The following is a 20,862-nucleotide window of genomic DNA, read 5'->3' as shown; positions in this document are numbered from 1 at the left end:
TTTCAATAAGTGATACGTAATATACCAAATATGATAAAAGAAAATCACATTGGATTCCGCACAAAATGGGTATACTCATTATATCGACACTTCACACTTATTTAATAAATTATGTAAGCAAATTTGTGAGAAATTATAAAAAATAGTTCAAATTACAATTAAAAAAGTTTTTCACGAAGCTACATGAATTATATAGGGATTTTTTAAAATGAACCAGAGAGATTATGGAAATCAATCACACAATTTTAGGAGGTTTTCACATGGATTTAGGATTGCAGGGGAAATCTGTATTTGTTGCGGCGGCTAGTAAAGGATTAGGCAGAGCCAGCGCACTAGAATTTGCCAGAGAAGGAGCAGAAGTGACGATTGCTAGTCGTGATCTTGAACAGTTGCAACAAGCGAAAGAAGAGATCGTTTCAGCAACAGGCGCAACAGTAGATATTGTACAAATGGATATAAATGATGCTACACAAATCAAAGAAGCCATTGAACAGACGATTACACGCAAAGGTCGCTTAGACGTATTAGTGACCAATGCAGGAGGACCTCCTGGAGGAACATTTGCAGATATGGAAGATGAGCAATGGCAACAAGCTTTTGAGCAAAATCTGCTGAGTACTATTCGCTTGATCCGTGCCGCTTTACCTGCACTACAAGCAAATACAGGTGGACGAATCGTAAATATTGCTTCTTCCTCTGTCAAACAACCGATCGACGGCTTGATTTTATCGAATGTATTTCGTGCCGGTATTCAAGCATTGACCAAAACACTTTCTTCAGAATACGGGTCAAAAGGGATTCTAATCAATACCGTCGCACCCGGACGTATCGCTACAGACCGTATTATCGAACTAGATAGCAAACGTGCCCAATCTCAGCAGATATCTGTTGAAGAACTACAAACGCAAACTAATGCACAGATTCCACTTGGTCGAATGGGTACACCGGAAGAGTTCGCACGAATGGTTGTCTTTTATGGTTCTTTTGCAAATACGTATGTCACTGGACAATCCTTAATTGTAGATGGAGGAACCATCAAAGCTATATAAATAGAATATAAAATATGGATCAGATATCCTTAGATTCTTTATATTCGTAACGATACAGGGAGAGATCGACTATCGGATGGAGACCAAATGAAATTCCTTCTTCTTCCAGTAACATCTGCTGAAGAAAGCGAGATTCATCGTCTGCGATAGCGATCTCTCCTTTAATATTCACCACTCTATGCCACGGAAGATGATGCTTCTCGCTCATCGAATGTAAAATGCGTACTACTTGTCTAGCTCCGCGTGGACTTCCTGCTTCTGCCGCAATCTGCCCATAGGTCATCACTTTTCCATAAGGAATAGCTTGAATAATATGAATAACACGTTCAGTAAATGGTTGCATATAATCCTCCTATATCATTCTCTTGTATATAGTTATTAAATAAGTAAATTCCTCAGGTCTAAATACAGACACCAAAAGTCGTTTTTGTCTACAAAATATGTCGAAAATTGTAATAAATACACTTTTTTTATAATAAAAAGATTGATTTTTAGATATAATGGGTATAAAGTCTTATACAATAAGAGAGTCAAAGGTACGAAATAAAGAATATAAGATATAAGAAAAAAGTCGTGTTTTTGCTGATATTTATCATTGTTCATCAAATTATATATATATGTAATCTAAAGGAGACCGGAAAATGTCTATTTTCTCACCGAAAAAATCAAGTCTTTCACTTCATTCCCTTGTTGAAGAAAGCCAAAAAATTCTAACCCAAATTGATCAGCAAAAAGAATTACCACAGTTAAAAGTAACTGACGCTTCACCTGAAGTACAAGCATTGGTTACCCATATGAATCAAGCGTTAGAAACACTATACAATCAGAAAAAAGATATTTCACTACGTCTGGATCTAGTGACTGAAGCGATTCAAGTTGGATTATGGGATATGAACGTCGTTGCTGGTGATCCAGTGAACCCAAGTAACAAATTTACATGGACAGATGAATTCCGTCATATGATCGGCTACCGTGATGAAAATGATTTCCCGAATGTATTAGATAGCTGGGCATCTCTACTTCATCCTGAAGAACAACAATTTGTACTAGATGCTTTTGCAGCGCATTTACTAGATCACTCCGGTCGTACTCCTTATGATATCGAATATCGTCTGAAATTGAAAAATGGACAATACCGTTGGTTCCAAGCTACAGGTACAACGATTCGTGATCGTCAAGGTGTGCCTTTACGTGTGGCTGGAGCTCTATTCGATATTCATGACAAAAAGTTAAAAGAACAAGAGTTACAAGCGCTTGTTACTCGTTATGATCTGATTAATAAAGCATTGATCGAAGCACCGTGGGATATGGAAGTGATTGCAGGCGATCCAGTGAATCCCAATAATGCATTCTGGTGGTCCCCACAATTTCGTTCAACACTGGGCTTCCAAGATGAGAAAGATTTCCCTAACGTATTAAGCAGTTGGAGTGATCGTCTACATCCTGAAGATAAAGAGTATTCTTTGAATGCTTTTGCAGCCCATTTGAATGATCATACAGGACGCACACCGTTCGATATAGATTACCGTTTACAGTTGAAAAATGGAGAATACCGTTGGTACCATGCAGGTGGCGCAACGATTCGAGATAGCAAAGGATTACCGGTACGTGTAGCAGGAACGATTCGCGATATTACGTTTGAAAAAAATAAAGATATCGTTGTGGAAGGCATGAATAACCGTATGCAACAATTGTCTCAATCGATCAGCGAAATGACAACAGCGATGGCATCCGTATCCGAACAAGCGCAAGAAGTAGCTTCTGCTCAAGAGAAATCGACTGAAGCCGCCAATGAAGCGAAAAACAGTGCAGACGAAACCAAAAACATTTCTACCTTTATTCGTGAAATTGCGAACCAAACGAATTTGTTAGGACTGAATGCAGCGATCGAAGCCGCACGTGCTGGCGAATTGGGTATGGGATTTGCAGTAGTCGCCGATGAAGTTCGTAAGTTAGCTGTAAATAGTGCTTCTGCTACCGAAAATATCGAAACCAGCTTAAGCGATATGAAAGAATTGATCGAACAGATTCTAGAGCATATCGGTAATATGACGACGATGACACAGACCCAAGCCGCGTTAACTCAACAGGTAAATGCTTCTATGGATGAGATTAATCATATGGCAGAGTCTCTTGTTGATTTTGCGAAACAAATTTAAGTGTAGATGAAGAGAGTTTTACGTTAGTCTATGTATATAGCATAAACTAACAGAAGAGTACTCTTTTTATTTCTATAGATGTTCAAAAGATACTCAAAACAAAAAGACCTGTACACCGACCACTTTTCACAAAGTATCGGATACAGGTCTTTTTGATATTTATTCAAATCATACTAAATGATGAAATTATACTTGTTGTACTTTGAGCAAGTTGGTATTACCAGATTGCCCAATTGGCACACCAGCAGATAATACGATAACATCGCCTTTGTTGATGTAACCTGTGTTGATGGCATTACGTGTAGCAGATTCGAACATCTCATCAGTAGTGCTTACAGCGTCGCCTTTAACCGGGATCACACCCGACAATAGACATACTTTAGCCATTACTGAATCATGTTGAGTGACTGCAAAGATAGGTGCTTGTGGACGGTATTTGGAGATCATACGAGCGGTAAATCCACTCTCTGTTGAAATAATGATCGCTTTAGCCGCTAGTTCAAGCGAAGCACTTACCGCACTCTGGCTGATCACTTCTGTGATGTTGGTAGAGTGTGCTGCTCTTTTTTTAGAAAATTGCTCGTAGTAGTCGATCATCGTCTCTGCACGTTGTGCAACAGCTGCCATCGTTTGAACCGATTGTACAGGATACTTACCTGCTGCGGATTCACCAGACAACATGACTACGTCTGCGCCTTGCAATACTGCATTCGCTACGTCACTGACTTCTGAGCGAGTTGGACGCGGGTTCACTTGCATAGATTCCAACATATGTGTAGCAACGATAACAGGTTTACCTGCTAAGTTACATTTATCGATCATTTCTTTTTGCATCATCGGTACGTCTTGAATCGGAACTTCAACCCCAAGATCACCACGAGCAACCATAATACCGTCAGAAGCAACGATAATATCATTCAAGTTAGTCATACCTTCTTGGTTTTCGATTTTAGAGTAGATTTGAACATGTTCTGCATTGTTTTCAGCTAAGATTCCACGAATTTCACGAATATCGTCGCCTTTACGAACGAAAGAAGCAGCGATCATTTCGATGTTTTGCTCTAATCCGAAGTGAATATGCATAACATCACGTTCTGTTACCCCTGGCAAAGTTGTGTGAATACCCGGTAAGTTTACACCTTTACGAGGTTTGAGTGTACCACCGCTAATAATATCGCAGTAGATATCGTTTCCTCTGATTTCACGTACATTCAGATCCACCAGACCGTCATCAATAAGAATACGATCTCCTGCTTTAACAACTTCATTTAATTCAGAATAGTTTACACCGATACGTTCAGCATCGCCCAAAATTTCATCTGTTGTCAAAATCAATTGCCCGCCTGCACGTAATTCGCAGGAAGCTTCTCTTAATTTACCGATACGGACTTCAGGTCCTTTGATATCCATCATAATTGGAACAAATGTATTCAGTTCAGAAGCAGCTTGACGTACATTCTGGATACGCATCACATGATCTTCTAATTCACCATGAGCCATATTCAGACGAGCTACCGTCATACCTGCTTTAATCATTTCTTTTAACATTTCTACAGAATCACAAGCAGGTCCCATCGTACAGATAATTTTAGTTCTAAGCATTGGTTATCCTCCTAGAAGCGATTTTATTTAGTATACACTTGAATGATTTTCGCACAATCAAATCGATTCATATTTCTTTCAATAAACTTGATTGTACGAAAATCATAATCAATTTCGTGATTATTCTATATGCGATAAAACACTTTTCATAAATTATTGTACCTGTAATAAACACAGTATGCTATGAACTATAGTACAATTAGTAGACTATAGTACGCTAAAATAGAAAAAGTGATGTCGGAAATGCTCATATTATAGGATTGAACTTGCGATAAAGGAGAAAAGATGCACATGTTGGAGATTGTTGATATACAGGAGCATGACAAGGTAGATTGGTATGAGAAAGAGCCATGTAGAGGACAGATCTATTGCCTTAGTCTGGTGACTTATGGAAAATGTGTATATTGGGTGAATGAGCAAAAGCAGATTATTGAAAAGGGAGAAATGCTACTTATTCCTGCTCATCTTGCATACTATGGCAAAAGTATTCCTACTATGATGCACACTAAATTAGTCATTTATTTCCGTGTGCAACAAGCAGATTTGGAATTATCGATTTTGCATCAAGCCGAGCCGTTAAGACTCAAACTAGGCTGTTATGATCTTATTCATGAAAAGCTAAAAGTGATTATTTTGCAATGGACAGAGCATACACCGTATTACGAATTGATGACACAGACGTTGTTAATGCAGTTATTAATTGAAGTCAGTCGTGAATACGATCAGAAGTTAATCAGTGCAGACAAACATCAATTAGTCGATATGATGAAGCACTATATTCAGCGTAATTACAACCATCGTATCACCAAAGAACAATTAGGTGAAGTGATTGAGCGAACACCGAATTATGCCGCTAATCTGTTCAAAAGTGTTACCAATCAGACGATCAGTGACTATGTCCATCATCAGCGGATGAAGCGTGCGGTGTATATGTTGACAGAATCTCAATTAACGATTGCAGAGATTGCTGAATTTTTGGGCTATCGTGATTTGTCTTACTTTTATCGTGTATTCAAGCGCATGATGGGGACTGTTCCTTCTGAATTGATGCAAGATCGTCCACCGATTTTATAACTAAAATATACGCACTACAATCGCTCACGAGTCTGTTTTGGCGAATGACCGATTACTTTTTTGAACATTTTAGAAAATAAAAATGGATCTGTGTACCCGACTGAACGTGAAATATCGCTGATTGATAATTGACTATGATGAAGTAACTCTAACGCTCGTTTCATTCGGTATTCGATCATAAATTGCTGAAGCGATACACCAAGTTCCGCTTTGAACAGACCGGATAAATAGGTGCGATCCAGACCGACAGAAGCAGCGATATCCAGTACACTAATCTTCTGGCTGTAGCTATTTTCAATATATTCAATCGCTTGTTGCAAATAACGTTCTCTTGAAGGAGCTACCCGTAATGGAGTAGTTGATGCAGGAGCACAAGCTATTAATTCATAGATTAACTGATACAACATACCTTGCGCATAGACATCTTCGCCCGGTTCATTATAAGCGGCTAACAATTGATCATAAAAATGCTCAAACCATGACCGTCCCTGACTATCATACACAGGATGATCGAGTGTCAGATGCGCCCGCTGCATTAATGATTTGGCGTTGATCCCTTTAAATCCAATCCACGTATAGACCCACGGATCATCTGCATCTGCTTCATAATTCATAATCACATCTGGAAAAATCAGAAACCCTTGCCCTGCGGTAAGATGATATTCTCGCTCTTGAACTCGTAGAACACCTGATCCTTGATGAATATAGTGAAGAATATACGAATCTCTAACACCGGGGCCCCATGCGTGATTAGCCGTACATTGTTCAGTTCCAAAAAATAATAGGTTCAAATCCATAGGTGGGTAAGATACCGAATGAGTGTAATGCGTATACGGTAAATGGTTAAGCAACATCGTATCGATTCCTTTCCAAAGCACAATCGCTATCTATATATCTTTAGTATATCGTACATATTGACTTCATAAATAAAAAGATAAAATGGGATTATACCATGTTTATGATACTTTACTCTATGTTCTTATAAAGCGCTTACCTCTATAGTTAATTGTATTGAAGGCGCTTCATCAGATCTACATATGGAGGGAAATAATCATGAATAAAATTACTTTTATCGGCGCAGGTAGTACTGTATTTGTCAAAAATGTTTTAGGTGATGTGATGTTAACAGAAGCTTTGCAAGGCTTTGAACTTGCTCTATATGATATCGATCTCAACCGTCTGCAAGAATCAGAAAATCTATTAAATAGTATTAAAAACACCGTAGGCAGTACATGTGAAATTGTGACGTATCAAGACCGTAAAGAAGCGCTACGTGGCGCTAAATATGTGATTAATGCGATTCAAGTCGGCGGATATGATCCATGTACGATCACTGATTTTGAAATTCCTAAAAAATACGGATTACGTCAAACGATTGCAGATACGTTAGGCATAGGCGGGATCTTCCGTAATTTGCGTACGATTCCAGTGATGCTTGAATTTGCGAAAGATATGCGTGAAGTCTGTCCGAATGCTTTATTTTTAAATTATACCAATCCGATGGCGGTACTGACCAATGTGATGAATACCTATGGCGGGATTCAGACAGTGGGATTATGCCATAGTGTACAACAATGTATTCCGAACTTATTTGAAGCGCTCGGTATCGACCAGACGGGCATTCAGGCGAAAATCGCAGGTATTAATCATATGGCATGGTTACTTGAAGTGACACGAGATGGTGTCGATCTCTATCCTGAAATTAAACGTCTTGCCGCTGAAAAGCAAAAAACCAAACACGATGATATGGTACGTTTTGAGTTGATGTTAAGATTCGGCTACTATGTGACCGAGTCATCTGAGCATAATGCAGAATATCATCCGTATTTTATCAAGCGTCAGTATCCTGAATTGATCGAGAAGTTCAATATTCCATTAGACGAATACCCACGTCGTTGTGTAGAGCAGATCAAAGGATGGAATGAAATGAAAGAACAGTTATTTGCGAGTGAGCATATCCAGCATACACGTAGTATGGAATACGCTTCTTATATTTTAGAAGCAATCGAAACAAATACACCGTACAAAATCGGAGCCAATGTGATGAATACTGGTCTGATTCCGAATTTGCCAACAGAAGCTTGTGTCGAAGTGCCTTGTCTGGTCGATGCTTCAGGTGTAACGCCAACGTATGCAGGCAATCTACCTCCACAATTAGCGGCGTTGAATCGCACAAGTATCAATACTCAATTGTTGACGATTGAAGCGGCGATCACAGGCAAAAAAGAACATATTTATCATGCGGCTATGCTTGATCCTCATACTGCTGCCGAGTTATCAATTGACGATATCGTGGCACTGTGTGATGAATTAATCGAAGCACATGGAGATTGGTTGCCTAAATATATCTAAAAAGCTAGCGAGAAATATAGCCGAAATGGTACTCCTATGCTCCACAGGCATGTTATGATAAAGTCTAACATCACTTTGAAGAACATAGGAGAATATGCTAAATGATGAGTAAAAAATCATGGTCTTTGTCATTACTGAGCGTCTTATTACTATATATAGGATTCATGCCAACGATGTATGGCGCAAGTTCTACATCGACTTCAAGCACAGATATCTGCTCGACCAATACTAAAGTACGCAAACATTATATTAATGTCTCTGTAGCGACTTTATGGAAGCAACCCGGATTAGAACGTAAACTAGATGCCCCTTCGTTATCAAGTCCAGTCGATATGAAAAAGTGGACGTCATCGATGTCTTCCACTACACAGCGTAGATGGTTAACTGGCAAAACAGAAACACAAGCTTTGTATGGACAAGAAGTACGCTTGTTACAAGTCAAAGGGGATTGGGCACAAGTTGCTGTTGTGGGACAATCGACACCCAAAAGCAAATATGGTTATCCAGGTTGGTTGCCTAAAGTGCAAGTTAGCACATTAAGTACTATCAATTATAGCCAGTGCCCTGTAGCGATAGTGAGTGCTAAGAAAGCTCCTGTATACAATGCCGATCAGACCACCAAACGTATTGAAGTTAGTTTTAATACACGTTTTCCTGTGATTGCTCAAGAAGGGAACTGGGTGCAAGTCTGGACACCGGATGAAAGTAAGTCATGGATAAAGCAATCAGACGTGGCGGTATATGAATCATTGAAGGATATTCCTAAGCCAACAGGTGCTGATCTGGTAGCAACAGGTAAGCAATTTCTAGGATTGCCTTACTTGTGGGCAGGTATCTCAGCCTATGGATTCGATTGTTCTGGATTTACATCGACGGTGTACGGTTATCATGGTATAGCCCTACCTCGTGATGCTTCAGCTCAGATCAAAGAAGGTACAGCGGTCAGCTGGAATGATTTACAACCGGGAGATCTGATGTTCTTTGCAACTAAAAACGGCAAAGGTAGTGTGCACCATGTCTCCATGTATATTGGGAATGGACAAATGATGCATTCACCAAAAGCAGGTAAAACGGTAGAAATCATTTCAATCAACACAAGCGCTTATGCTAAAGAATTTGCAGGTGCTAGAAGATATCTTGATTAAAATGATGCTCAAAATCAAAGATTAATCAGAACTCTATGCCTTGAAAAGGGTATAGAGTTTTTTATTTGAATTTTTTTAATTGAGTATTGATATTTTCAAAAGAATATTTCCAACTAAATATAGATGAATTTGCTTTATAAAATGTTCTAAAGGTTCCAAATGTTCTTTATGTTCTTTATATTTTATAGTATATTGAACATATCAAACCAAAGGAGCTGATGCTATGAGTACTCTAAAAGAGCGTCAACATGATCGAACGCTTTTGGAAAAAATGATAGCAAACGAAATGCAAGTAGATCCTGAATTGGCACATGAATTACTAAAAGATTATATTTTGCAACAACAGATAAAACGTAATCAAGAGCGATTAAAAGCAAGAAAATTGTCTAATCAGAAGATACAGGAATTTAATAAGAAAATGGAACAGAAAGCAATGCAGGAAAATATTGAGCGGATTATAGAATACAGTGATGAAGAATATAAAGAAGAATTACTTTTGAATTATCCTAAATATTTCAACGTGCGTGAAGTTTCATTATATAAAGGGATTACTCCACAGCAAGTACGCCGAAATTGTATAAATGGAAAATATCAAGCCGAGCAAGTAGCAGGGGAAAACTCATCTTGGAGAATCCTAACAGATCAATTTAAAGAAGAAAATGATTTTTTCGATTTTATACAACAAAGAGCTGAGAAGTTTAAAAAGGTATCTAGGGCTTCTCAAATGGCTGTAGAATTATGGACAGAATCTCAAAATGGTATACAAATAGAGCATAAAAATAATGAGTAATCATCCTCTACTTTCAACAACATATGTACTAGATACTAATCTATTTAGATACCATACGGATAAAAGAAATGATGTTAATGTTAAAAAACATCGAAAAGCAGCTATTGATTTTTGGAATAAAATAATAGAGGAGTCGACTAATCAAGAAGCCGATGTTCTTATCCCTCTAGAGGTTAAGAATGAGTTACTTGTGCAAAGAAATCAGTTGAAAGATTCAGTGAATCAAAAGATTGATGAATTACTAAATCACTTTGATATGGATCATTATGTATTACCGTCAGCTATAGAATTAGAACTACGCTTGTTAAGTAGTTATGTAATAGGTAATTATCGCGATGTTATTCAACCTGTTGAAATAAATGGAAACGAGCCTTATAAAGTTACTTACTTGCAAGCTTCTGACGCTCGCATTTTGGCTTCTGCTTACATGAATGAAGGTGTATTAGTAACTCGAAATATTAAAGATTTTATTATTTATCTTTTTCTATGTCCATCGGGATCTAAGTGTTTATATGATTTTGTTGAAAAGCAATACATTACTATTCCACAAGAAGCTATGGATAAAGTATTACAAGATGTGAAATTTCAAGAAATGAAACGTAGTATCGAATCTGCTTTGTTATTGTAAAGTATGAATGAAATTCTAAATAATCGAATAAATAAAGATCATCAGAACATGCGAAGTGAATATTAACTTTGCATGTTTTTATTGATTTCTTTTTTAAATCAAATAATTCATATAAACATTAATTAATTTACATATAAATAAATAATTAGCTTGAAATAATCCGATAAACGCTATATATTATGTTTGTAAGCGTTTTTATAAATAAAAATACTTCAAATTGCTAGATAAAAAAATATTCTAAAAGATAATAAATATATTAACGATTAAATATCTTGTATCCAAAAGGAGACTCATTAATGACAAAACACATGTGGACCAAAACAAGTCTGCTGGCATTAACAGCTGCATTACTTTTACCGGTAGGGCCAGCATGGGCAAGTGATAATGGCAATACATTATCAGCGCCTGAATCTGTATCTACAAGCAATCAAGCCCCTACATATCAGGAAGCTTCTGTGCATGATCCGTCTGTGATTCGTGTCGGCGATGAATTTTATATTTTTGGTTCTCATTTAGCATCTGCCAAGTCTAGTGATCTCATGAACTGGCAAATGATCTCTTCGGGTGTCGCCAATGGTAATCCGTTGATTCCAAATGTGAAAGAAGAGCTTAAAGAAACATTCGATTGGGCACAGTCAGATACCCTTTGGGCAGCAGATGTGATCCAGTTAGCAGATGGCAAATTTTATATGTACTACAACGCTTGTAAAGGAGATTCTCCTCGTTCGGCATTAGGAGTAGCGGTCTCTGATAATATCGAAGGGCCTTATAAAGATCAAGGTATTTTCCTCAAATCAGGGATGTGGGGCGAAGTTGGAGAAGGAGGTACGATCTATGATGCTACCAAAGATCCAAATGCGGTTGATCCCGATACCTTTTTCGATAAAGAAGGCAAGTTATGGATGGTGTACGGATCTTACTCTGGCGGTATCTTTATTCTGCAATTAGACCCTGTGAGTGGTAAGCCTCTTCCAGATCAAGGTTATGGTAAAAAGTTAATCGGTGGCAATCACAGTCGTATTGAAGGGCCTTATATGCTATATAGCCCTGAAACGGATTATTACTACCTGTTCTTATCTTTCGGTGGACTGGATTCATTCGGGGGATACAATGTGCGTATAGCTCGGTCGCACAATCCGGATGGGCCTTTCTATGATGCACAAGGTAACGATATGACCAATGTCCAAGCCGATCCAGCCAAACCACTATTCGATGATGCTTCGATTGCTCCATATGGTGTGAAAATTATGGGGAATTACAATTTTGAACGTGCGATTGGTGATCCGGGTGAAGGTATCGGAGCTAATGCGGTATCACCCGGGCATAATTCGGCTTACTATGATGAGCAAACAGGCAAGTATTTTCTGATTTTCCATTCACGGTTTGTCGATCGTGGGGAAGAGCATGAAGTACGTGTACATGAAATGTTTATGAATGATCAGGGATGGCCGGTTGTGGCTCCTTATCGTTATGCAGGAGAAGCTGATCCTACTTCAACCGTTCAATCCCAAGATATCGCGGGTGAGTACCAGTGGATCACGCAGGATAAAGAAATCAGTGCGAATGTCCATTCATCAGTGACTGTGCAACTGCAAGCCGATGGTCAGATTACAGGAGCTGTACAAGGCACATGGACATTACAGGGCGATCATGATGTACAGATTAAGATAGGTAATGTGCAATATGATGGTGTCTTCTTACATGAGACGAACCCACAATCAGGTGAGACTACGCTAACCCTAACAGCGCTATCGGAAAGTGGTGTAGGTGTGTGGGGTAGCCAGATGCAACCCAGAAAAGACAAGCAATTCGTATCTGCTGTGGATAAAGATCTTGATCTGGGCGATATTAGCAGTGTGTTCTATAACCTTGATCTACCTGCTAAAGGTACGCATGACACGCAAATCACATGGAAATCATCCAAGCCAAACATCATCTCCGACAAAGGAGTCGTGACACGTCCTGAAGCAGGAACAGGTAATGCCAAAGTCACGATGATTGCAACGATCACCAAAGGCGATGCCAAAAAGAATAAAAATTTTAAAGTGACTGTGTTAGAACAAGGACGTGGCCCACTATTAGGTGAATATCACTTTGATCAGACGTCCGGTACAACCGTACAAGATAATACGTACAATCATTATGACGGTACACTTCATGGAGCGACTTGGACAACAGCAGGTAAGCAAGGTGGAGCAGTAGCGCTGAATGGTGCTGACGGTTATGTGCAATTGCCAGGAACCGTTACCGATGGACAAGACTTTACATTTGCCGGTTGGGTGAAATGGCAAGGTGGAGCACCATGGCAACGTATTTTAGACTTTGGGGATGGGATGAATAGCTTTATGTTTTTGACGCCTTCTCAAGGAACAGGGATGCAGTTTACGATCCATCAGCAAAACACGGATCAAAATCTAATCACTTCAACACCGCTTCCTTTAAATGAATGGGTACATGTAGCAGTCACTATTGAAGGAAACACAGGCAAATTGTATGTGAATGGGAAGTTATCTGCAACCAATGAAAAGATGACTTTTAATCCGAGTGATCTCATGACTCGTGAAGCATATTTAGGCAAAAGTCGCTTTGCAGCGGATGCGTATTTTAAAGGTGCCCTAGATACAGTACAAATTTATAACAAAGCGTTAAGCGAAGCAGAAGTTCAAGCGTTAGCAAAATAAATGACTCGTGAATCACAAATAGAATGACAGACTAATCATGTACCAATCCAAAGGTAGTCATAAAAATCAAATAGCAAAAAAGCGTCGCCTGCTGTATAGGCTCGACGCTTTTTGCTGTTCTCACAGAAACAGTATCTACATTTGTAAAGTGTATTACATCATAGGTCTTCCGTAATACAGGATACAGAGAAATTGCAATCAACTGAGATCAGACCAAATGCAAATGCTGTTCAATCTGATCAGCCATATCCCAATCTTGTTTGGCTTTTTCAGTTTCTCCTAAAAAGTCGTAGATATAAAAACGATTACGATAATACAATGCACTTGTCGTAGGATCACATTCTATTGCTTTGCTGTAATCCGCTAGAGCCGCTTCATAATCTTTGAGCCTTTGATAAGCAAAACCGCGGTTATTGTACGATAAAGCATGGGTGGGATCAATAGAGATTGCTTGATCTAAGTACTGAATAGTTAATTCGTAATCTTTATTGTCTAGACAATACCAACTGCACTCAAAATAAATCCAGACTGCATCAGGTTCAATCTCCATTAAGCGATGATAATCATGAATCACCCATGAACGGTATCCTTTGGCTTTGTACAGCGCAATTCGATTAATATAAGCTTGCTTATTGTGTTCATCTAGTTCTATCGCTCTCGCATAATCGTGTAAAGCCAGCTCGTCTTCTTGCTTGCATTGATAAGCCCAGCCACGACTTACATAATATTTAGATGTATTAGGATAGAACGTAATAGCCATATTATAATCTTGAATCGCTAAATCATATTGTTGACGATGAAGATAGATCAATCCTCTATTGTTGTAAGCTCGTGCTTGATTTGGTTGTAGCTCTATAGAGCGTGTGTAATCTTCAAAAGCCAGATCAGCACGATCATACACTTCATTATGAATCCAACCTCGATTGTAGTACGCATCACCATAACCGCTTTCTAAAGCAATATACGTATTCAAATCTTCCAGTGCCAGCGCATACTCTTCCAAATCGATGTACAATAGTGCCCGATTGTAGTGCATATCAATATTATAATCGCCACATTCGCTTGCTAATTGGTAATATTCTAAGGCTCGCTGGGTATCCTCTATTTTGCCATAGTAGATTCCTAGATTCACATAAGCATTCGCATAATTGGCATCCAATTCGATTGCCTGTTCATAGTCAGCAACTGCTTGCGTATAGTTATCCACTCGGGCATAGGCGACACCGCGATTATAATACGCATTGGCATCGGGTTGAAGCTCAACAATCGCATTCGCATATTCAAGTGAGCGATAAAGGTCTTTCTGTACAAAATAAATCTGACAACAATGATAATACGCATCGATATGCTTAGGATAACGATCGATCGCTTGATGGTAACTACGTAAAGCCAGATCTAAGCGTTGATCTTGTTCATATAACAATGCGCGTCCAAAATACGGAATATCATTTTCAGGATGATACTGAATCGCTTGTTGATAATCTTTAATCGCCAAAGCAGGTTGCTTCATATTCTCATAGACTTCTGCGCGCAAAATATGTATTCTCGCCAACAGCAAATCATCCGCAGTCTGAGCGATTAACATATTCAAGCGTACTAATTGATCATAATTATGTTCTGACTTACGAATATGATCCAATTGTTGCTGTACTTCTCGATGTAAGCTGAGATTGTGGCTCGCTTGTAATTGTACCTGTATCAAACGATACAGCTTTCGCAGACCTCTAACTGCATAGACCCCTATAGTAATCAATGCAAAAACAATACCAATTCCAATAACGATCCATATCGGATTCCATAGATCAGGCGTACTCCATACCAGAAGATAATGATTCATCAGCAACATCCCTTAATATTCTCAAATGTAGGAAATAGAATAAGTACATTATAAAGTTTTCCATATCATATATGAAAAAAAGATTAGGAACAATAAAAAAATGTCGAAAAAACACATATTTCTATTTGACATTCATTTAAATTCGTAATATGATTTGACCAGAAAACTAAATTGGTTTTTTGGTCATGGAGGTAGAGCGAATGAATGATATACTAAACCAGAACCACCATTTGGAAGAAGAGTCTTCTTTAGAACAAATGTTGACGCTATTCATTTTTGGATCACTGGAGGATATCATGATGGAAGAAATATATGTAGACGAACGACGTTTGAAAATTTTAAATGCAGCTAAACAGGTGTTTTCTTTGTTTGGTTATAAAGGAACGACTGTGGAGCATATTGCTAAAACAGCAGGCATTAGCAAAGGTGCAATCTACCTCTTTTTTGAGACCAAAGAAGATATTTTAAAAGCGATCATTCATAATGTGAATGATGATCTGGCTCAAACGATTGATGACAATATGGCTATAGAAGGAACGATTCATGAAAAGCTTCATCATACAATACAGGGGTGTATGCAGTTCCGTAAAGATCATGAATTATTAAATAAACTCGAGCAAGAAGCTGTTGAATATTCGACAGAAGCTTCTAAGAACGCACTGGCAGAGATCAATTGTGAGACCGTTCATTTTATCGCCAGTCGCTTGGAAAAAGCGGAACAAGAGAATTTGATTCAAGTACCGGATAAATTATTAACTGCTTTCCTATTGTGCCGTATGTATGAAGCATTGGTATTTGAATGGGAAAAGTTTGGTGATCCGTTGTCAGCAGATGAAGTGTTGGAACAGATTAAACGATTTATTTTATAACTATTTTTGGAATGATAAGGAGCAGATTAGAATGAAAATACGCAGTTTATCTGCTTTGTGCATCGTCTTAATGATGACTATTTTGAGCGCTTGTTCTACAGCAGATAGTCAAGCGCAAAGTGCCGAGCAAGCAAATGTGGAGTTAACCACTGTCAAAAAAGTAGCTTTAGATACTACCTATGATCTATCAGGAACATTAGCAGCATCAGATGAATATCCAGTGTCTTTTGAAATTAATGGAACGGTAGAAGACGTTCGTGGCAGTGTAGGGGATACCGTGAAGCAAGGAGAGTTACTTGCTAATCTAGATCCTGCTGATCTTCAATTAAAAATAAGCGATGCAGCGCAAGCCGCTCAGCAAGCACAAGCCGGTATCTCTAGTGCACAAGCAACATTGAAAAGTGCTCAAGGTGGGCTAAGCAAAGCACAGGCTTCGAAGCAATCGGCAGCAGCAGGTGTAGCCGCTGCAAATGCTAAAGTAGAAAGTGCTCGTGCAGCAGAGCGTGGAGTCACCGATGGTGCACGTTCACAACAAAAGAATCAAGCTATTAATGCTGTTAACAAGGCACAGACGACATATAATCAAAACAAAATTGAAGCGGATCGAGCTTCTACTTTGTATCAAAATGGGCTATTAACTAAGCAAGAGTATGAGCAAGCACAGACAGCGGTAGAAGTCGCTGAGCAAAGTCTGAATGATGCGAAGCAACAACTATCTCTTTTACAAGAAGGAGCAAGTGCATCTGACCGTGCAAGTGCAGCATCAGCAGTTAAAGAAGCTCAAGCTGGCGTGCAATCTGCTGAAACAGGTATACAACAAGCAAATGCAGAAGTGGAGCAAGCACAAGCCGCGATTGCGCAAGCACAAGCAGGTGTAGAACAAGCACAAGCAAGCTATCAACAAGCGATTGTCGCTCAAAAAGAAGCAGCGCTTAGTTTATCCAGAACGACATTGAAATCTTCTGTAAGTGGTGTGATTTTGGAGAAAGATATCTCAAGCGGACAGACTATCTCAGCAGGAACTCCTGTATTTACAATCGGTAAAGTGAATCAGCTTAAAGTATTGCTACCGATTGCAGATCAAGAATTGAAAAACTGGAAAGTCGGTCAAAAGATCAGTATCAATCTGTATGATCAAGTTCGTACAGGAACAGTCAAAAAATTATATCCAGCTACCAACAAAAATACCGGTTCAATCAATGCAGAAGTGGTCATTGCTAATCCACAGCAAGATTGGAAACCCGGGCAAGTGGTTAAAGCTTCACAGCAAGCTACAGGACGAACAGGCATTGCTGTACCTGCTTCGGCTGTGATCAGTACCTCGAACAATCCTTATGTATTTGTGAATCAAAAAGGAAAAGCAGTTAAAAAGACCGTTCAAATTGGTGAATTATACAATAATCAGTATGAGATCAAGTCTGGTCTACAAGTGGGTGATCAGATTGTCAGCAGCGGTGCCGATCGTCTAATGAATGGCGATGTGTTGCAAGTACAGAAGGGGCAATAACATGATTAATTATATCGTCAAAAAGCGCAAAATCACGCTGTTGTTTTTTATTGTCCTTATTATTGTAGGTGTAGCTAGTGGACTTCAATTACCAAAGCAATTAATGCCAGACGTTGTAGTCAAACAAGCGATGGTGACGACAGTCTATGCGGGTGCTAATCCAGATCGAGTCGAGCAGACAGTCACCAAGATTTTAGAGCAAAAAATCAAAGAAGTGCCTAATCTCAAAACCGTTACATCTACATCCAGCGCAGGGGTATCGTCGATCTTAATCGAAGCACAACCCGATGCGGATGCAGAGACAGTCTGGAATGATTTGCGCAAAAAAATTCAAGATGTAGAAGCCGATTTACCAGATGATGCAGATAAGCCGATTGTAAATGATAATTTAACCAAATCGTTTGTTCAATCTTTTGCATTATATGGTAAGTCTACTGATGATATTTGGGCATTGAATGACTTGATGCACACATGGGAAGATCAATTGCGTTCGGTTGAAGGTGTAACAGATGTGGTGATTGATGGTATTCCGGAGCAACAAGTACGCATCGATGCCGATATGAATAAATTACAGCAGTACGGAATCGCTTGGGAAAGTATTTTGCAAGCGATCCAGTCTTCTAATGATCGAGTACCAACAGGAACGATTGATAATGGTACACGTAGTTATGAATTGAATGTACCGCTTAGTTACGATGTAAATAAACTCAAAAAAATCGTGGTATATCGTTCAGATACCAAAGTGCCTGTGTATCTGGAAGATGTAGCGAATGTGCAGATGAGCCATGCCAAAGCAGAATACCTTTCTTATTATAATGGTGTTCCTTCGATTGCGATTAAGATTAGCAGCGAAGTAGGTTCTGATGTACCTACAATGTATGAACGTGTAAATACTAAAATGACAGAACTTCAAAAAACATTACCTGCTAATGTAAAAGTGACTTCATTATTTGCACAAAAAGATGAAACCGATCGTATTTTCCATGCTTTAACGGAAGAGACTTTAATTGCGATTGCTGTAGTTGTTGTGATCTGTATGCTTGGCTTAAATATGCTGACTTCGTTATTTGTGGCTTTGGCGATTCCCGTATCAATAGCGATAGCCATGATCTTACTGCCTTCGATGGGGATTACGCTCAATCAGATGACGGTTGTAGGTTTGATCATTGTACTCGGTATACTGGTCGATGACGCTGTAGTAGTCAACGATAATATCGAACGGCGATTAAGTCATGGAGAAAGCCCGAGCGAAGCAGCAGTCAATGGAACCAAAGAAGTGGCGATCTCTATTCTGACCGCTACCTTAGCGACAATTGCTGCATTTGCTCCATTATTATTACTTACAGGTGATATTGGAGAATTTATTCGTCCGATTCCCGTGATTATTTCATTAGCGATGTTGGCTTCCATGGTGATGTCATTAACGATTATTCCTATTTTCCGTGAATGGTATGAGACCCGTCAATTGAAAAAAGGCAAAGCGACACGTAGTAATAAGCCATCTGGTTTACTAGGCAAACAGATTCAAGGTGCCACCGATGTCTATGCGCATCGAGTGATGCCTAACATTTTGAAACGTCCTGTGTTCGTCGCTATCTTGGGACTTTTATTTAGTACCTTAGCGTATGTATTGGTGTTATTCACGCCTGTAGAATTGTTCCCTAAATCAGACAATGCAGAGCTTACAATCAGTGTACAGATGCCTTCAGGAACATCGATCGAAGAAACGAATGATACCGTACAGAAAATGGCGGCATGGGTTAAAAAACAGCCGGGTGTAACAAAAGTGTCTTCTTCGGCTGGAGGAACAGCGGCGCCACTATTTTCTAATATTACAAGTGTAGATAGTTATGGAACCAATCAAGGAGCTGTCGTATTAACAGGAGACAAAGACAAGTTAAATGTAGCTACAGCGTCTACACAATGGGCAACAGCATTGAAGAAAGACTTCCCGGCAGTCACGACTTCTGTCAGTATGACAGAGCTTGGTATCCCTGTAGGTAAGCCGGTATCGATTCGTATTTCAGGGAATGACTTGGCTGAAATTCGTAAACTTACCGATCAGGTAAAAGGTATCGTGGCTTCAACCAATGGGGCTACCAATGTGAGTGATACGATGGGCATCGAAAGCTATTCGCTGGATTTTGTAGTGAATCAAGCAGCAATGGATCAATATCAAGTCACATACAAAAACTTAACCCAAACCTTATTAATGATGGGTACAGGGGTAAAAGTAGGCGACTTTGATACAGGTAAAGAGTTAATAGATATGAAGATCTATATGAAAGACTCTACCAAGCTCAATGCAGAAACATTATTCCGTCAAGCCAATGTAACCAATGAAGCAGGTGTACAGGTTCCCCTTTCTCAGATCGGAGAGATGAAGCCTTCCTTCTCAATTAAGCAAATCAATCATTACAATCTGGAGCGCGTGAATACGATTGAAGCAGATGTATCTGGTCGTACCGCTACAGAAGTGATGGGCGATGTGCAGACTAAAATGGCAGGTGTATCGTTCCCTGATGGCTACAAATGGGAAACGGGCGGAGAAACATCCAAACAAAGTGATATCTTTGTCGATCTTGGTAAATTATTTATCGTCGTGATTATGTTGATTATTATTCTGATTACAATGCAATTCTACTCCCTCTGGATTCCTGTGATTATTATGACAACAGTGTATCTAGCGGCGGCAGGAGGAGTACTGGGATTATTTATTACCCGAACACCGATCGGATTTATGTCGATGATGGGTGTGATCTCCTTAGCAGGGATCGTTGTACGGAATGGTATCGTATTGATTGAATTTATCGAAGATGCGCGTAAGGAAGGCAAAGAATTGAAAGAAGCGATTATTTTAGCGGCTTCGGCAAGATTCCGCCCGATTCTTTTGACTTCACTTGCAGCGATTGTCGCTTTGATTCCAATGGCGACGGTAGGAGAGCTATTGTTCCGCCCGCTTGCGATAGCGATTATTTTCGGCTTATTATTCTCTACGGTATTAACTCTTTTAGTGGTACCTTCACTCTATATGGTACTGATTCGTTCACAAGAGAAAAGAAAACAACGCAAGTTGGCAAAAGAAGCAAAAGTATAAATAGAATCGATCAACAGATAATAAGGCGCTCTCAGGAGCGTCTTTTTGTTTATCATTTAACAAATCGCACAA

Annotated in this window: 15 protein-coding genes; 11 read left to right on the top strand and 4 right to left on the bottom strand. The window is 39.2% G+C overall.

Going from position 1 to position 20,862, the window contains the following annotated elements; all coding sequences use genetic code 11:
• Positions 1 to 260 precede the first annotated feature (260 nt).
• Complete coding sequence (locus tag PaeCFBP13512_RS16340; protein ID WP_137224587.1) at positions 261 to 1,049, top strand: SDR family oxidoreductase; 789 nt, start codon at positions 261 to 263, stop codon at positions 1,047 to 1,049.
• 19 nt (positions 1,050 to 1,068) lie between these two features.
• Here PaeCFBP13512_RS16340 and PaeCFBP13512_RS16335 read toward each other — a convergent pair whose 3' ends face one another.
• Positions 1,069 to 1,392, bottom strand: coding sequence for an MGMT family protein (locus PaeCFBP13512_RS16335; RefSeq protein WP_137224584.1), 324 nt, complete (start codon positions 1,390 to 1,392; stop codon positions 1,069 to 1,071).
• Between the two features lie 304 nt (positions 1,393 to 1,696).
• On the opposite strand from PaeCFBP13512_RS16335, the gene PaeCFBP13512_RS16330 reads away from it, so the two are divergent.
• Complete coding sequence (locus PaeCFBP13512_RS16330; RefSeq protein ID WP_441343338.1) at positions 1,697 to 3,208, top strand: methyl-accepting chemotaxis protein; 1,512 nt, start codon at positions 1,697 to 1,699, stop codon at positions 3,206 to 3,208.
• 186 nt (positions 3,209 to 3,394) lie between these two features.
• Here PaeCFBP13512_RS16330 and pyk read toward each other — a convergent pair whose 3' ends face one another.
• A complete protein-coding gene (gene pyk, locus PaeCFBP13512_RS16325) occupies positions 3,395 to 4,810 on the bottom strand; it encodes a pyruvate kinase (RefSeq protein ID WP_069329703.1) in 1,416 nt (471 codons plus the stop codon).
• A 291-nt stretch (positions 4,811 to 5,101) separates the two neighbouring features.
• On the opposite strand from pyk, the gene PaeCFBP13512_RS16320 reads away from it, so the two are divergent.
• Positions 5,102 to 5,884 carry a helix-turn-helix transcriptional regulator gene (locus tag PaeCFBP13512_RS16320; RefSeq protein WP_137224579.1) on the top strand — a complete coding sequence of 261 codons (783 nt, stop codon included), beginning with the start codon at positions 5,102 to 5,104 and terminating at the stop codon, positions 5,882 to 5,884.
• A gap of 14 nt (positions 5,885 to 5,898) precedes the next feature.
• Here the strand turns inward: PaeCFBP13512_RS16320 and PaeCFBP13512_RS16315 are convergent, their stop codons facing one another.
• The gene (locus PaeCFBP13512_RS16315) at positions 5,899 to 6,762 is read right to left on the bottom strand and encodes an AraC family transcriptional regulator (protein WP_241669410.1); all 864 of its coding nucleotides are present in this window, start codon (positions 6,760 to 6,762) and stop codon (positions 5,899 to 5,901) included.
• 175 nt (positions 6,763 to 6,937) lie between these two features.
• Here PaeCFBP13512_RS16315 and PaeCFBP13512_RS16310 point away from each other — a divergent pair, with 175 nt between their 5' ends.
• The 5 genes from PaeCFBP13512_RS16310 (at position 6,938) to PaeCFBP13512_RS16290 (ending at position 13,480) form a co-directional block, all read left to right on the top strand.
• Positions 6,938 to 8,236 (top strand): alpha-glucosidase/alpha-galactosidase, encoded by a 1,299-nt coding sequence (locus PaeCFBP13512_RS16310; protein WP_069329700.1) that lies wholly within the window; start codon positions 6,938 to 6,940, stop codon positions 8,234 to 8,236.
• Positions 8,237 to 8,337: 101 nt separating this feature from the next.
• The gene (locus tag PaeCFBP13512_RS16305) at positions 8,338 to 9,381 is read left to right on the top strand and encodes a C40 family peptidase (protein WP_137224578.1); all 1,044 of its coding nucleotides are present in this window, start codon (positions 8,338 to 8,340) and stop codon (positions 9,379 to 9,381) included.
• Between the two features lie 223 nt (positions 9,382 to 9,604).
• Positions 9,605 to 10,171: a hypothetical protein gene (locus PaeCFBP13512_RS16300; protein ID WP_137224575.1), complete on the top strand. Its 567-nt coding sequence runs from the start codon at positions 9,605 to 9,607 to the stop codon at positions 10,169 to 10,171.
• Complete coding sequence (locus tag PaeCFBP13512_RS16295) at positions 10,164 to 10,799, top strand: DUF4411 family protein (protein ID WP_137224573.1); 636 nt, start codon at positions 10,164 to 10,166, stop codon at positions 10,797 to 10,799. The genes PaeCFBP13512_RS16300 and PaeCFBP13512_RS16295 overlap by 8 nt, the downstream gene beginning before the upstream one ends.
• 296 nt (positions 10,800 to 11,095) lie before the next feature.
• A complete protein-coding gene (locus PaeCFBP13512_RS16290; RefSeq protein WP_137224570.1) occupies positions 11,096 to 13,480 on the top strand; it encodes a LamG-like jellyroll fold domain-containing protein in 2,385 nt (794 codons plus the stop codon).
• Positions 13,481 to 13,688: 208 nt separating this feature from the next.
• On the opposite strand, the gene PaeCFBP13512_RS16285 is transcribed toward PaeCFBP13512_RS16290, so the two are convergent.
• Positions 13,689 to 15,317, bottom strand: coding sequence for a tetratricopeptide repeat protein (locus PaeCFBP13512_RS16285; RefSeq protein WP_161594290.1), 1,629 nt, complete (start codon positions 15,315 to 15,317; stop codon positions 13,689 to 13,691).
• Between the two features lie 200 nt (positions 15,318 to 15,517).
• On the opposite strand from PaeCFBP13512_RS16285, the gene PaeCFBP13512_RS16280 reads away from it, so the two are divergent.
• Genes PaeCFBP13512_RS16280 through PaeCFBP13512_RS16270 form a run of 3 tightly spaced genes read left to right on the top strand, consistent with a single transcriptional unit; the run spans position 15,518 to position 20,790 of the window.
• Entirely contained in the window at positions 15,518 to 16,186 is a 669-nt protein-coding gene (locus PaeCFBP13512_RS16280) for a TetR/AcrR family transcriptional regulator (RefSeq protein WP_161594289.1), read from the top strand.
• A gap of 31 nt (positions 16,187 to 16,217) precedes the next feature.
• Positions 16,218 to 17,693: an efflux RND transporter periplasmic adaptor subunit gene (locus PaeCFBP13512_RS16275; protein ID WP_083243675.1), complete on the top strand. Its 1,476-nt coding sequence runs from the start codon at positions 16,218 to 16,220 to the stop codon at positions 17,691 to 17,693.
• A 1-nt stretch (position 17,694) separates the two neighbouring features.
• A complete protein-coding gene (locus tag PaeCFBP13512_RS16270; RefSeq protein WP_069329696.1) occupies positions 17,695 to 20,790 on the top strand; it encodes an efflux RND transporter permease subunit in 3,096 nt (1,031 codons plus the stop codon).
• Positions 20,791 to 20,862 lie beyond the last annotated feature (72 nt).

This window comes from Paenibacillus sp. CFBP13512, assembly GCF_005233705.1.
Lineage (GTDB): Bacteria > Bacillota > Bacilli > Paenibacillales > Paenibacillaceae > Saccharibacillus > Saccharibacillus nuruki.
The sequence above is the reverse complement of the archived record's forward strand: the minus strand, read 5'-3'. Positions and strand labels throughout refer to the sequence as shown.

Excerpts from the sequence above, each read along its gene's own strand:
- PaeCFBP13512_RS16290 (WP_137224570.1), top strand. The coding sequence starts at position 11,096 with ATGACAAAACACATGTGGACCAAAACAAGTCTGCTGGCATTAACAGCT.
- PaeCFBP13512_RS16310 (WP_069329700.1), top strand. The coding sequence starts at position 6,938 with ATGAATAAAATTACTTTTATCGGCGCAGGTAGTACTGTATTTGTCAAA.
- PaeCFBP13512_RS16280 (WP_161594289.1), top strand. The coding sequence starts at position 15,518 with ATGAATGATATACTAAACCAGAACCACCATTTGGAAGAAGAGTCTTCT.
- PaeCFBP13512_RS16300 (WP_137224575.1), top strand. The coding sequence starts at position 9,605 with ATGAGTACTCTAAAAGAGCGTCAACATGATCGAACGCTTTTGGAAAAA.
- PaeCFBP13512_RS16340 (WP_137224587.1), top strand. The coding sequence starts at position 261 with ATGGATTTAGGATTGCAGGGGAAATCTGTATTTGTTGCGGCGGCTAGT.
- PaeCFBP13512_RS16305 (WP_137224578.1), top strand. The coding sequence starts at position 8,338 with ATGATGAGTAAAAAATCATGGTCTTTGTCATTACTGAGCGTCTTATTA.
- PaeCFBP13512_RS16285 (WP_161594290.1), bottom strand. The coding sequence starts at position 15,317 with ATGAATCATTATCTTCTGGTATGGAGTACGCCTGATCTATGGAATCCG.
- PaeCFBP13512_RS16295 (WP_137224573.1), top strand. The coding sequence starts at position 10,164 with ATGAGTAATCATCCTCTACTTTCAACAACATATGTACTAGATACTAAT.
- PaeCFBP13512_RS16275 (WP_083243675.1), top strand. The coding sequence starts at position 16,218 with ATGAAAATACGCAGTTTATCTGCTTTGTGCATCGTCTTAATGATGACT.
- PaeCFBP13512_RS16335 (WP_137224584.1), bottom strand. The coding sequence starts at position 1,392 with ATGCAACCATTTACTGAACGTGTTATTCATATTATTCAAGCTATTCCT.
- PaeCFBP13512_RS16320 (WP_137224579.1), top strand. The coding sequence starts at position 5,102 with ATGTTGGAGATTGTTGATATACAGGAGCATGACAAGGTAGATTGGTAT.
- PaeCFBP13512_RS16270 (WP_069329696.1), top strand. The coding sequence starts at position 17,695 with ATGATTAATTATATCGTCAAAAAGCGCAAAATCACGCTGTTGTTTTTT.
- pyk (WP_069329703.1), bottom strand. The coding sequence starts at position 4,810 with ATGCTTAGAACTAAAATTATCTGTACGATGGGACCTGCTTGTGATTCT.